Origin of the sequence: Methanospirillum stamsii (assembly GCF_003173335.1) — an archaeon.
GTDB lineage: Archaea > Halobacteriota > Methanomicrobia > Methanomicrobiales > Methanospirillaceae > Methanospirillum > Methanospirillum stamsii.
The window spans coordinates 1-12,970 of record NZ_QGMZ01000028.1 but is presented as its reverse complement, the minus strand read 5'-3'; the positions used below and the strand labels follow the sequence as shown (position 1 = coordinate 12,970).

Annotated in this window: 12 protein-coding genes; 8 read left to right on the top strand and 4 right to left on the bottom strand. The window is 38.6% G+C overall.

Features of this window, described 5'->3' with window-relative positions; all coding sequences use genetic code 11:
- Positions 1–67 precede the first annotated feature (67 nt).
- The 3 genes from DLD82_RS12725 to DLD82_RS12715 all read right to left on the bottom strand — a co-directional run bounded on the left by DLD82_RS12725 (position 68) and on the right by DLD82_RS12715 (position 4,247).
- The gene (locus DLD82_RS12725) at positions 68–667 is read right to left on the bottom strand and encodes a hypothetical protein (protein WP_146199791.1); all 600 of its coding nucleotides are present in this window, start codon (positions 665–667) and stop codon (positions 68–70) included.
- Positions 668–790: 123 nt separating this feature from the next.
- Positions 791–2,062, bottom strand: a complete 1,272-nt coding sequence (locus tag DLD82_RS12720) for a threonine/serine exporter family protein (protein ID WP_109941509.1) — start codon at positions 2,060–2,062, stop codon at positions 791–793.
- 214 nt (positions 2,063–2,276) lie between these two features.
- The gene (locus tag DLD82_RS12715) at positions 2,277–4,247 is read right to left on the bottom strand and encodes a C1 family peptidase (protein ID WP_146199790.1); all 1,971 of its coding nucleotides are present in this window, start codon (positions 4,245–4,247) and stop codon (positions 2,277–2,279) included.
- 380 nt (positions 4,248–4,627) lie between these two features.
- Here DLD82_RS12715 and DLD82_RS12710 point away from each other — a divergent pair, with 380 nt between their 5' ends.
- Both DLD82_RS12710 and DLD82_RS12705 read left to right on the top strand, forming a co-directional pair.
- Positions 4,628–4,876: a type 2 periplasmic-binding domain-containing protein gene (locus tag DLD82_RS12710; protein ID WP_109941507.1), complete on the top strand. Its 249-nt coding sequence runs from the start codon at positions 4,628–4,630 to the stop codon at positions 4,874–4,876.
- 221 nt (positions 4,877–5,097) lie between these two features.
- Positions 5,098–6,183 carry a polysaccharide deacetylase family protein gene (locus DLD82_RS12705; RefSeq protein WP_181391429.1) on the top strand — a complete coding sequence of 362 codons (1,086 nt, stop codon included), beginning with the start codon at positions 5,098–5,100 and terminating at the stop codon, positions 6,181–6,183.
- Between the two features lie 13 nt (positions 6,184–6,196).
- On the opposite strand, the gene DLD82_RS12700 is transcribed toward DLD82_RS12705, so the two are convergent.
- Positions 6,197–6,877: a type VI secretion system tube protein Hcp gene (locus DLD82_RS12700; RefSeq protein ID WP_181391428.1), complete on the bottom strand. Its 681-nt coding sequence runs from the start codon at positions 6,875–6,877 to the stop codon at positions 6,197–6,199.
- Between the two features lie 348 nt (positions 6,878–7,225).
- Between DLD82_RS12700 and DLD82_RS12695 the strand changes: the two genes are divergently transcribed.
- The 6 genes from DLD82_RS12695 to DLD82_RS19595 all read left to right on the top strand — a co-directional run bounded on the left by DLD82_RS12695 (position 7,226) and on the right by DLD82_RS19595 (position 12,809).
- Positions 7,226–8,293, top strand: coding sequence for a DUF362 domain-containing protein (locus DLD82_RS12695; protein ID WP_109941504.1), 1,068 nt, complete (start codon positions 7,226–7,228; stop codon positions 8,291–8,293).
- Positions 8,280–9,131, top strand: coding sequence for a UbiA family prenyltransferase (locus DLD82_RS12690; protein WP_181391427.1), 852 nt, complete (start codon positions 8,280–8,282; stop codon positions 9,129–9,131). The genes DLD82_RS12695 and DLD82_RS12690 overlap by 14 nt, the downstream gene beginning before the upstream one ends.
- Positions 9,121–9,786 (top strand): PHP-associated domain-containing protein, encoded by a 666-nt coding sequence (locus DLD82_RS12685; protein ID WP_109941502.1) that lies wholly within the window; start codon positions 9,121–9,123, stop codon positions 9,784–9,786. The genes DLD82_RS12690 and DLD82_RS12685 overlap by 11 nt, the downstream gene beginning before the upstream one ends.
- Positions 9,783–10,721 carry a lysylphosphatidylglycerol synthase transmembrane domain-containing protein gene (locus DLD82_RS12680; protein ID WP_109941501.1) on the top strand — a complete coding sequence of 313 codons (939 nt, stop codon included), beginning with the start codon at positions 9,783–9,785 and terminating at the stop codon, positions 10,719–10,721. Before DLD82_RS12685 ends, DLD82_RS12680 begins: the two co-directional genes overlap by 4 nt.
- Positions 10,722–10,819: 98 nt before the next feature.
- On the top strand, positions 10,820–12,166 hold the full coding sequence (locus DLD82_RS12675) for a glycosyltransferase family protein (protein ID WP_109941500.1): 1,347 nt from the start codon (positions 10,820–10,822) through the stop codon (positions 12,164–12,166).
- Between the two features lie 490 nt (positions 12,167–12,656).
- The gene (locus DLD82_RS19595; protein ID WP_011449332.1) at positions 12,657–12,809 is read left to right on the top strand and encodes a DUF2080 family transposase-associated protein; all 153 of its coding nucleotides are present in this window, start codon (positions 12,657–12,659) and stop codon (positions 12,807–12,809) included.
- Positions 12,810–12,970 lie beyond the last annotated feature (161 nt).

Here is a 12,970-nt window from a genome sequence, read left to right as displayed (position 1 = left end):
GTGCCACAGTCACCAAACCATTGTTTTCAGAGTTTTACCAACCCTAAAATCTCATATATCAATGTTTTTACGAACACGGAACAAACCGATCCCAATAGCACAGAATATTTCCCTGCCCTTCATTTTGACAACACCGGTCAGTTTCTAACCAATGATTTCCCGGACAACATAACTGCTCATTTTCTGGTATCTGCCTTGTGATTTCAAAATACACCTTCGTGCTCTCAAAGGACTGATTCTGAATGGAATCCAGTCCATCAATATCTTCTGCAAATGCGGTGAGCAGTTCACCTTCATAGAAAGAAACTGGTGTGACCTGGAGTTTCAGTGTGTTTTCTTCCTCTAATAGAGAGAGGTTTTCAACGGTTACCAGGGATACTGACTCTCCGTTCTCATCTGCAAATGTTATCGCAGCATAAGAAGGCCATAACACTGTAGAAAGGTGTTCTACCGGCATCGAGAAGGTGGAATTTCCATCGGTAGTGTTGAAATACCGGCCATAATTTTCAATAGTTACAGCAAATCTGCCATCCTCTTCACTTACAATGGTGCCCGAGCCCCCTTGTACCTCTGCGAGAAACATGGGAGTTTCATCTGCGTTACAGAATCCAACCAGAAAAACCAGCAAAATTATTGTAAAGAGTTTCATAATACTAAAACAGTTCATGAGATAACCATTATTGAGTCAGGTATATGTATTTTATTATTTTATAGCGGCCAGTAAAAGTTTTGAAATAACATAATAATAACCTAATAAATAGTCTTTTTTTCATACTGCCGAAACCTGATATCATACCCTTGGCGTAGTGCGATAGATGACCAGTGACGGAATGATGATTCCTGCAATCAGGATAAATGCAACAACTCCGGCGTAGAGACATTGTTGCAGGGAATACATAACCATCGTTTCTGAAAGAATTGTCCCGGTGTGGGCTATAGCAAATAGTCCATGCAGTCCCTTGATCATGGCAAGACCCGGAATCATGGTAATGCCAGCTATTACAGCGATAAAGACGCCGGGTACATGAGTGAGCCTCCCATAATACGCTGCGATGATGGTTGCCACCACCATACCAAAAAAAATGCAGAAGAACGTATCCAGTCCAAATAACGCCCCGATCTCTCTTGCCATTCTTCCGGCCATACCACAGAGTATGCATCCCGGTAAAACAAAAAGAGGAGTATTAAAGAGGAGTGCAAAGCCGGATGCAGCAATTCCGGCAGCGATACTCATGGTCAGGATGGAAAAGAGAAGATCGGGAGTGGTTTCATTCGCATGAACCACAGTTCCCAGGAGTCCAAGAGGAATAAGAAGAGAACCTGAAATAATACAGATGTGGGTGGAAGCAGAGACCAGCCGGACAATACCACAACTGGTATGGTCACGGATGATATCAAGTCCTCCGTCTATCAGGAGAAATCCGGGAATAAGAAAGAGAACACTTGATATCAGGGCTACTTCAGGTGTAGTGGTAGGGATTATCCTGGAAAGTATCGCAGCAAACAATCCTCCTGTGAATGCAGTTACCAGGGTAGAGAGATAGATGTTATTGAGTCGTTTTCCGTACCTGAATTTGATTGATAATGCACAAAATGTAGATATTCCGATGATGAAAAGTGAGGATATATCTGCATGGTTGAGCCACCCGAATGAGGCACAGGCAATACTAGTGAGAAAGAAAATAAGAAGTGGCGGGTATATTGGTTTTCCATTCTGTATCCGGAGGATTTCTGCCCTGATGGCACAGATATCCCCTTGATAAGAAGCAATCCGGTGAAGAAGCAGGCTTACCTGGTGGAGAACCGCAATATTTACCTTAAACGGTTCCCGGATAACATACAGCCGGCTTTCAATATGATCATGATGGAGTATACTAAGTTCGATGGTTTCGTACCCGACAAAGATATGAACATTGGTATCTCCCAGTTCTCCGGCCAGCCACCGAACCGAATCCGTAACCCGCTGGACCGTGGCTCCTGCTTCATACAGGGTTTTTGCAAGGTCCAGGTAGAGATCAGCCATCTCATACCGGGATAAGTCACAATATTCGTCCGGTGTCATATTGTATGTAAATAGAGAGAAGAGCGAGTATCTATAATTACTGGTCCTATTCAGGAAAGCCAGGGATTCCCCCAGGTCCGGTTCTATCTTTCAAAAATATTATCATCAAACCATTTATGATTCCGGATAACCATGAAGTCTCTCTGGGGGTAGACCTTCCTGAAAATTTAACCAGAAAATAGCCTGTGTTTCTCTTTCTAATCCCAAAAAAAGATCATATGGGATTTACCCGGAGCGGTAAAACCTTGTTTCTTTCAGCAATTGGATCCACTGAAAAATCTATTGCTTTTTCAGTTAATGGCTCTTTAGTCAGGGCAGTTTTTGACGGTGATGGGATAGGTTCAGAAGAAACTACCACGGTTCCTGAATCAGAATAGGCAACCGCCAGGGTATCCAGGATGTATTGCTGAGGAATAGTGAAAGAAAAGGTATTATCCCCTTCGATGACTGCAGTCCCGATAACATCCCACTTATCTGGCATATTCACACATACTTCAGGGACAAGACGGTATATGGTAACCGATCTGATAAGATTTTTGTTGGACTGATCAGTGATAGTATAATCTCCCGGTTCAATGATATCCCTTTTTGCAAGTACCTTACCCGTGTCATCTACATCTTCACCGGTGTCCGGAATCTTCAAATCTGTATCCACAACATAATTTTTCAGATTGTTCTCATTAATCTGTACAACTTCTGCTGCTTTGGCGGTATTAGATAAGGAATCCAGGCCAGTCACCGTTCCTGAAAGAAGGTTGAGCGATCTTTCCACGGATATTTCTCCATAATCGAGTTCTGGTTTTTGAGAGTCTCCCGGGTCTGAAAGATATATCATCTTTTCAGATTTTGGCGGGATGGTGACCGGAAGTGTTCCGGGGGATGGTTTGTAGGTATCAGTGGTAAATCTTCCAACCGTTTTACATAGTAAATCTTTGTTCAGTTTTGCAAATACTATCTCGTCAACCACTGCATTGACTGCACCGGTATTACTCACCTTCACGTACCACTCATCTCCCGGAGGCCAGTGAGATTTTGCATAGGAAGGAAGGTATACATCAAGTGTCAGGTCACTGTTATAATCCGGCCATGGTCCGATTTTATTTGGGGCATTCCAAATAGTTAATGGCGTTTCACCTTCAACCCCGATACTAATTACCAGGGAATTTCTTGAATACGGGGCGTTGACTCCTATCCGGGCCGTATATGCATAATCTCCCCCGGACCTATCAGAGGGTTCATTTACTAATGATTTTAGCATACTTATCTCTGAAACCCTGCTGTATGGCCAGAAGAAAAATCCGTCTCCAATGCCCCCTCCATACTTCCAATAATCTCCCCAGCTGTTCAATACTTTAAAATTCTCTGTTGCATCATCATATCCGACAATTAACATACTATGGTTTACCCAGACATCACTCCCTCCCTGACCTCCAACCGGGCCATATTCATTTAGAAGGGTTTTTAATGTATCCACATCGACCGGGCTGGTAAATTCCTGTGATTTAATTTTATAGTATGTTGCTTCGTTTTTGGCAGTATCACTCAAGGGAGGCATGTTATCAGTGACATATATACCCTCACTGTTTTTTGTGCATCCGGAGTAATCAGATGGATACACCACTTCTGACGCCACTCCATATTTCGTAATAAGTTCTTCAGACATTTTTGTATCCGGAACACCTTCTTTATCCCGTAACTGTTCCTGTCGTAAATGCATGTATGCAAATGATTTATCCGGAGTATAGGGATGTTCCATCTCTTTGAGGATATCCATCAAGTGCATAAGGGTAAAGCCTAAACATCCCCCATTACCATCCTGTGTCCGGATAAATGATAGATACGGCGTGTAATCCACTTTTTTTGGTGGAGTGAGTATTATCCGGTCTTTTGGAAGGGCAACAGCCCGGGATTTATCAAAATCAATATTTTTTTGATCTTCCAATTTCCTGACGGAAACATCAGGTATGGACGGTGTAATTGATGTTACTCCGGGAGGAAATGAAAACTGTGCAAAGGGAGTATTTACTTCCTGCACAGTTCCAGTCTGATTTCTCATTACAATCATCGAAGACGGAACTTTCCCTAAGGTTTCTCCTGATACACAAAACGTCACGAACAAAAAAACAATGGTTATAACCAGGGATAACCTCGTAATTTTTTGTAGTTCACCTATTTTTTCAAGCATGCTTCTCACCATAATAATGTGTGGGTTCGTCCAATCTGAAAAAAAGAAGTAAAAATTCTGATATTTCAGATGTTGAACCATTTCAAGAGGTGAGATCATAATGATATGCATCACGCTGCTGCATGGCAAATAATTATTAGAAATCCGGGAGTATATTTGAAAGCTTTTTAATTCCAGGGAAAATTATTCCGGTTCCCTTTTGTACGAACAGACTTACTCGATATGATGGAAAACTGGATGGAGTGTTATTGAGGGAATTACATCTCTATACATAATTTCTCATGGGTACCAAGTAAAACCAGAGAATATGATAAAGAGAAGGTTCTCCCTAACCCTTGTATTAATATAAGGCACCTGAATCACTTTTCGGGTACAAAGGAATGAACGAAGCATTTGATGAACTACAGGCAGGCAATATTGATGCAGTAATCAGTGCGAGTTCTTTAATTAAGACCCATATGGACGGGTGTGACTGCCATGTTATCGGGGAGTTTGAGACAGATGATCACTATCGTGTTGCAGTGAAAAAAGGCAATTCAGAACTTCTCGAAACCATGAACACCGGTCTAGATCTCCTGATGCAATCACATGAATGGGAAGAACTGAAAAAGAACTATCAGATGGAATAATCCCTCTTTTTTTTATTCACGTGTATTGTACCGATACTACCCATAGAATATTCTTTCACTGAATCGTAAAAAACGAATGGAATGAAAGACCGGGAATTTCGATTGTCTACCGGAAAATATTCAGAAAAAATGGTGAATATGGTAGGTTTACCAAAATTATTGAAAACAGATCCTATGCAATGGATATCTTTTTGGCTTTTGAGTCCATATCACCATCATATATGATGCTCCAACCCGGCAGAACCAAAAATTTCTATTCATCAATATCGATTCTCCTGTGCTTTTTTCTAATAATATGTTCCATCCCGTCGGTATCTGCGGAGTCAAAGGTTTTTCGCCCGGACACAGGTCCAATACCCAATCCTCTTCCTTTATATTTTATTGCAGTCCATAATGAGCCATTTCATGGGGATCCCCACCAGGAACAAAAACTTCAGGCTGCATACTCGGTACTTAGGGAGATGGTCAGTCGGGCAGATGAATATGGATTATCACTGACTCTTATGTTTACCCCGCAATGGGGAACGATGATTGGATCTGACCAGGAAAAACTTGCAGAGGTCCGGTCATGGGAGAAGAACGGGCATGAGATTGCACTTCACCATCACAGCATTTATCACAGTGGATGGGACGGTTATACAGATTATTCTCCTGATGAGGCCAGAATTGAACGTCTTAAGCACACAAAAATCCCTGAACCATACCTTGGCACCCTGGATGACATGATAGCAGCCCTTGCACCATTAAATCCGGTTTTACAGTCCGGTTGTGCCAATGATGAACAGGACAAAGTAACCCTGCCATCTTCTATTACATATGATACCTGTTCTGGTTTTTTGAATACTGGAATCCCGGGGGAACGTTCGATAGGACAGGAGAATGGAAAAGGGGTGAATGATTTTGTTATTGTTGGAGATGTTAAAGGAACAGAGCACAAATGGCTCAGCCACCATATAATCGGAGTATTTGACCAAGAAAGGGTGGCAGAACAGGAGATAGAAAGAATGAGCCAGGATAGTGTCTTTGGTGCAATTACTCATAGTTCACAAAAACAGGCAGAACCAACATACAAGTTCTTTACATACATCCATTCTCGCGACCCTTTAGGAAACCGGAGTAGAACTCTCAGTGAAATAATGAACGAACATATCCTCCCTGAAATTACTCTCTCCAATGATGTTGTCAATGCCCGGTATCCGAATGAACGGGTAACTTATGATGATGGCGGGTCAGGACAAGCAGACCCGATGCTCAGGAATGAATTGCTACCCGTAGGTCCAAAAAACAGGAAGTTACCAGATCATTGAAAAGGAAAAAAACTCATTTATCCATTCCTTTATCATCATACAATGGCATCTTCCATTGTGCATCACTGGCGGCAAAAGTTACCATCTCAATAAACTGATCATTTGGATCACTATGAGAGGAATACCCGACAACTCTTGCATTTTTCATGAGTAATTCAGCCATTACCTGTCCACTTCCCAGTATCTCTATCTCTATCTCATTTACCGGGCCTCCTCCGGATTTCATAAGATTAAAGAGGACCGGACTTGAAATATCCACGTGTTTGGTAATCGTCAGATAATTTTCTCCGAATACTTTTTCGTTTTCCGGGTTTTCACCTGAATTGAAGGAATAACTCATCACATCTATCCAGTTTCGGTGGTTTTCTAAGGTACTCATTCCCTTAACTCCACTCACAAGAAGGATAATTGCTGATGGCCCGCCTTTGATAGAGCCACCATTGCCGAAATTTTCAACTTCGGCTGGCTGACTTTCAACCCCTCTTTCTCTGATAGATTCCATCTCTTCAGAGTTAATACCCTGTTCCGGGAGAACTTGAACAGGTATCATCCAGGGGTCCAGTACGGCTGTTTCAAATTCCGGATCCGGATTGAATGATGGCTGCTCTTTTGATTGTGCAAGACATCCAACGCATAAAAATCCAGTAATTATTAAAATAAGCAACAATTGGATTACAGTTATTTTTCTCTGCATGATATCAAAAGGTAACAAGGAAGAGCATAAGCAAAAAGGTTGTGATACGATGAACATATGATAAGGTGTTTGATGTCCGGTTGCGGCGGGGACTTTTGTAATAAGGCATTTATGCTTTCATTAGGATAGAAAGAATATATAGGGAACTTACCATCTGTTAAAAAACTGTGATTATAAAATTAAACACAGATTTTCGTGAAGATATATTTTTTTTATCAAAAATAGGTACAATATTTCATGCTGTAGTCATCTTCAATTACAATCAAATTTCTCATATTGCCATTATTACGAATACCCTGTTGAATACAGTTAAACAATATTATATCAAATTAAATAAGAGAATAATTTATGTCATCTTCTGTATCAGCGCTAATAACTAATCCTCATAATATCATAAAAGACTATGACAACCTTTTGGAAATCGGTAAAATATCTGATCATATCTCTCCGGATTCAGAAACCCTCATAAAATTAAATCTTTCTTGGTCTCTATATTATCCGGCGTGTTCTACTGAACCCTGGCAGCTTGATGGCGTTGCTAGTGCATTACGCAGCAGAGGATACCATAACCTCACTGCTACGGAAAACCGGACGGTGGTTACAAAGATTGAGAAAGGGGTTGTGGGTAACAAATGGAGTCCGGTTTTACAGAAATATAACATACCATTCATACCCTTAACTGATGTGGAGTGGAAACCGTATCAAATTCATGCAGAAACCCCTGCATTAGATGAAATATTTGAAGGAACACATACTCTTCCCTCTTTCTTTGTTGGAAAAAATATGATTCACCTTCCAACGGTGAAAACTCATGGGCATACCACCATGACCGGAGCGATGAAAAATGCTTTTGGTGGCCTTATTACTGAACGAAGACATCATTGTCACCGTCTCATACACGAAGTGCTCGTAGATTTATTAAAAATTCAAAAGGAGATACATCAGGGAATATTTGCAATTATGGATGGTGCGGTGTGTGGGAATGGTCCGGGTCCACGTACCATGATCCCTTATGAAGGGAACATCTTACTTGCAAGCCATGATCAGGTAGCAATTGATTCAATAAGTGCAAAAATCATGGGATTTGACCCAATGCAGATACCCTTCATCAGAATGGCACATGATGAGGGACTTGGATGTGGTGATCCGGACCAGATCGAAATACTGGGTGATGATATATCCAATCTTAACTTCCGGTTTTTTACGGGTAAAAGCCCCGTTGTTGCAGGAGATCAACTCTTTAGAAAGGGCAAACTATCATTTTTAGAGCCACTGGTTTTCAAAACATCACTTTTTATGCTTGCTGTTTTTGGTTCTGCCTTTTATCATGATTATCTCTGGTATAACCTGGTAGGGAGACGCAGGATACATTCATTCTCCAAAACACCCTGGGGCAGACTTTTTGATCAATATTAAGTCAGTCCTACAACTTATCAGAGTAAAACAGTGGTACAAGAACCTTCTTGTTCTGACACCACTACTCTTTGGTGACCTCTTATTTTCTTTGGATGTACTGTTTTCTGTAATTATTGCAACCCTGGTTTTTTGTGCAGTATCAGGAATTATCTATATTCTCAATGATATTCGTGATAAAGAGCGTGATTCCCATCACCCGAAAAAACTGAAACGTCCACTGCCATCCGGAGCAATATCGGTGAAAGAGGCGTTGTTTCTTGTAGTTATTCTTTTTATTCTTACAATAATCGGATTAACTCATATGAATCCCCTCTTTGGTTGTGTAATTGGATTATATATAGTTCAGAACATTGCGTATACTTACTGGCTCAAGAACGTTGCTATTGTTGATGTTATTGTCATCGGAGTTGGATTTGTTTTACGTGTTCTTGCAGGGTGCATCGTAGCAGATGTTTTTCTCTCCCCATGGTTATTTACTGCAGCGTTTCTTTTAGCGTTACTACTTGGTTTTTCGAAACGGTATTCTGAAATAGGAATTATTGAAAGTGCAATTGCTCATCGTCCGGTTCTTGGTGAGTATAATGGAATCGTTCTCCAGGCTTATTTGATATTATCTGCAACTGCAGTCCTGATGGTTTATCTGATTTATGCAATTACTGGTTCACATACTTCATACTTTGTCTTAACAATTCCATTTGCGATCTTTGGAATCTTCTCTTTCTTATCAAAATCCCTTATTTCAGGTCTAGACCCGGATGATCTTCTGAAAGAATATGCTTTCCTTACCAACCTCCTTCTCTGGTTTGCAGTGGTGGTGTTAGTTCTTTATGGATTCTGACGATATTCTCCTGGATATGCATATTCATTCCAGATATTCCCGGGATAGTCTACTCTCCATAAGAGAGATCCATACACTGGCAAAAAAGGCAAGGGTGACCCCAATTATTTGCGATCATAATTCTATTCTGGGGTCATTAAACTATCACCAGATGGGATACTATCATGATGATAGAATTCCGTCAATTATTTCTGCAGAGATAAAGACTACTCATGGAGAGATAATTGGTCTTTTTTTAAATGAGGAGATCCCTCCTTATCATTCACCAGAAGAAACTCTTGATAACATTCTGGATCAGGGGGGGATTCCAATTATTCCGCATCCCGGGGACAGATATAGGAAAAGTGCAATGAAGTATGAAACAATCTCCTCACTTTTACCCAAAATTCATGCAATAGAGGTTTATAATTCCCGGACATTATCAGATGGGGATATTACCACTGCGAGAAAATTTTCTGCAAAAAATAATTTATTAATCACTGGTGGTTCAGATGCTCATTGTCGGTGGGAACTCTTTAGAACAACTGTTCGCATTGCTCCTTTTGACAGTCCAAAAGAATTTTTGATAAACCTTCATTGTGCAAATATCCAATATAATCGTAGTCTACCATTTTACCATCTGATATCAATAATTACCAGGAAATTAAGAAAATGAAACAAAACAAGATCCATCAATATATCAGAATAATTATCTTCGCTGCTGTAATCTATGCAGTTTTTATTATCTATTCGAACTTTGATCAGACGGTAAATATTATTTCTTCTTTTCCTTTGGTTTTGTTTGTTTTAATGTTGCTTTTTGCTTTTGTGAATTATCTTATCAGGTTTGTAAAATGGGAATATTTACTGAGAAAGATTGATGTCCGTATTCCATTTTTGACTAGTTTTTTATGCTTTTTTTCTGGTTTTTCGATGACACTGACTCCGGCTAAAAGTGGAGAACTTATTAAGCCATATTTACTGACAAGGTTTGGTCATGATTCTGGACATACTACTCCGGTGGTCCTCATTGAAAGGTTGACAGATCTTTTTGGTATGGTTATTCTACTTTTAATAAGTGCTGCATTATTGGGAATTGGCATTATTCCAGGAGTGATAATGGGTATAGTTCTTATCTTATTGATAGTACTCATTCAAAATGCAAAATTTGTTTCCTGGTTCAGAACTTGGATGTCAAAATCTATCCGGATTAGTAAGTTTCTTCCTTTGTTAGACACAATTCTTAACTCAACAAAGATTCTTTCCGGTCCGGCACCATTACTAATAAGTGTCCTGCTTTCATGTGTATCATGGTTTTTTGAATGTCTTTGTCTTTCTCTTGCACTTGAGGGGCTTGGATATCCGGTAAATATCATGGTTTCAGTCTTTATCTTCGCTAGTTCAACTTTAGCAGGATTGCTAGTCATGATTCCCGGAGGTCTTGGAGCTACCGAAGGATTAATGACGGTTCTGATTACCGCTGAGAAAATTCCGTTAGATGCAGCGGTTTCTGCAACTCTTCTTACCCGTGTAGCAACCCTCTGGTTTGCTGTAGGATTGGGCATGGTCGCATTATTTGTATTCAATGCCAAAAATAAGATAAATAATTAATTAAACAAAAGAAATGAAATTTCTCCCATTTATAGAATTGGAGAAAATGATTATTCGATAAGTAAATAATGTAAAAAATTCTAAATCTAACCAGAATTATGCAAATACACAAAAAATTGATAAATTCGGATTATTATACTGCTGTTATTTTATTTTTTTTTATTTTTAGCATATATTTACTATGCCCTATTGTAACTTCATTTGATTCCAAATATTATATTCCCCTCACAAAAAGTATCATTTATGAGGGAAATTTTGATTTAGATGAGTATGTATCATTCGAGAATGATAAGGACTATAGAATAACTAATAATAACGGGCATTATTACTCCTATTTTCCCTATGCGAATTCAATTCTTGCAATTCCATTAGTATTTTTTTTAGATTTTATTCTGAGAATTTCCTCAGTTGATATCGAACCTATTATTCTTCAAGTCGGGGAAAGTGTTGGAATCAACCCGGATATCATTTTAAAGGTAATAGATAATAGGTTATATGATTTATTGTATGAAAAGACCATTGCATCAATTGTTTCTGCACTCTGCGTAATTCTATTCTATTTTATTGCCCGAAAATATTTAAATAATAATTATGCAATTTTGATATCCCTGATTTTTGCTTTTGCTACGTCATTGTGGTCTGTTGCAAGTAGAGGATTTTGGATGCATGGTCCGTCGATTTTATTCCTGGAGTTGGCTTTTCTAGGAATGTTATATGCAAAAGAAAAACCACACCTTTCAATTTATGTTGGAATCCCTCTTAGTATTGCATACATAATCCGCCCCACAAATGCTATCTCTCTTGTTCTTTTTTCGTTATATATGCTGTATTGTAACAGGGATAGTTACAAAAGAATTGGAAAATATTGTATTCTTACGTTTATTCCGCTTTTCCTTTTTATTATCCTGAATCTCTCCATATACAATGCAATATTACCGCCATATTTTTTAGCAGAAAGAATAACTAATTTTTCTCCTGTTATCTTTGAGGCCTTAATTGGAAATGTTTTTTCTCCTGCAAGAGGTTTATTAATATTTTCTCCGTTTTTTATTTTCAGTATTTATGGTGTGTACTTAAAGATTAAAACAAAATCTATCGATATATTTGATATCGTTGTCCTTATGACGATTTTTTTCCATTGGATTGCAATTTCCATGTATCCTCATTGGTGGGCAGGCCATTCTTACGGCCCACGATTTTTTCTGGATGTAAATCCATTATTACTCTATTTTATTATCCCAGTTTTATCAAAAATATCTTCTATGAAACCTTCTTCTAAAAAAATCTGGACATTTGTTCTACTCGTTTTAGTTGGTATCAGCGTTATTATTCATTTAAAAGGGGCTGTTATATTTGGAGTTTGGGATTGGAATGGTACACCACTTAATGTTGACGAAAATCCTTGGAGAATATGGGACTTTCATGATATTCAATTTTTAAGATGAAAATAATATCATCATTTTCGTTAAACATGAATGGGGTCTGTTAATGACACTCATTATTATAACCTGAATGATCACGCAATTTTCTTATCAATCAATATTTCTTACATTTTTTTCATCCGGTTTTAACAATTAGAATAACACAATTTGATTTTGATTAGAGTTACCTATAACATTTATGTATCAACCGAACTTGTTTATTGAAGTATTACTTGGAAAATTTACAGAATTTCTCTATTGAGATCATCATTTCAGAAATCAAACTGTCTTAATACCCACAATTTAAGATCAACCGATGAAATTTTCATGGTTTCGGGTGTGAACTGAGAAGCAGTTAATGTTAGTTTCTCTAATAAATATTATTATTTGTCAGTATCTCCGAAAGAATCTGATACATCCATTGGAAACTGAACTATTTCTTCTGTAGTGATTTTTTCGTCAACGACATTCAACGAAACTTTAAATATTTTAAAGTATATACTTTGTATATACTATGCGAACTATTGACATTGAACCATCTACCAGATTGACAATTGAGGGCATCCAGGGGTACTTGGTCAGAAAAGTCACAAAATTTGGGAATGGGGCAAAAGTAGATTGTCCTAAAGAATATCTCGATAAAACAGTCTATTTGGTTATAAAATGACTCTGAATCAGAGTAGGTTATTTAGAACTCTAAAAACATTGGATATTTTTGTTGATCGTGCACTAAATATTGAGTACCCTGCAAAAGGATTGTCCGGATTTCAGTACAATCGTGATTTGCTTAAAGCAGCGGTAGCAAATTCATATCTTGAAACTGTTGGC

Coding starts and splice junctions, on each gene's coding strand:
- DLD82_RS12680 (WP_109941501.1), top strand. CDS start 9,783: ATGAAACAAAACAAGATCCATCAATATATCAGAATAATTATCTTCGCT.
- DLD82_RS12695 (WP_109941504.1), top strand. CDS start 7,226: ATGTCATCTTCTGTATCAGCGCTAATAACTAATCCTCATAATATCATA.
- DLD82_RS12725 (WP_146199791.1), bottom strand. CDS start 667: ATGAACTGTTTTAGTATTATGAAACTCTTTACAATAATTTTGCTGGTT.
- DLD82_RS12710 (WP_109941507.1), top strand. CDS start 4,628: ATGAACGAAGCATTTGATGAACTACAGGCAGGCAATATTGATGCAGTA.
- DLD82_RS12685 (WP_109941502.1), top strand. CDS start 9,121: ATGGATTCTGACGATATTCTCCTGGATATGCATATTCATTCCAGATAT.
- DLD82_RS12720 (WP_109941509.1), bottom strand. CDS start 2,062: ATGACACCGGACGAATATTGTGACTTATCCCGGTATGAGATGGCTGAT.
- DLD82_RS19595 (WP_011449332.1), top strand. CDS start 12,657: ATGCGAACTATTGACATTGAACCATCTACCAGATTGACAATTGAGGGC.
- DLD82_RS12705 (WP_181391429.1), top strand. CDS start 5,098: ATGATGCTCCAACCCGGCAGAACCAAAAATTTCTATTCATCAATATCG.
- DLD82_RS12715 (WP_146199790.1), bottom strand. CDS start 4,247: ATGCTTGAAAAAATAGGTGAACTACAAAAAATTACGAGGTTATCCCTG.
- DLD82_RS12675 (WP_109941500.1), top strand. CDS start 10,820: ATGCAAATACACAAAAAATTGATAAATTCGGATTATTATACTGCTGTT.
- DLD82_RS12700 (WP_181391428.1), bottom strand. CDS start 6,877: ATGCAGAGAAAAATAACTGTAATCCAATTGTTGCTTATTTTAATAATT.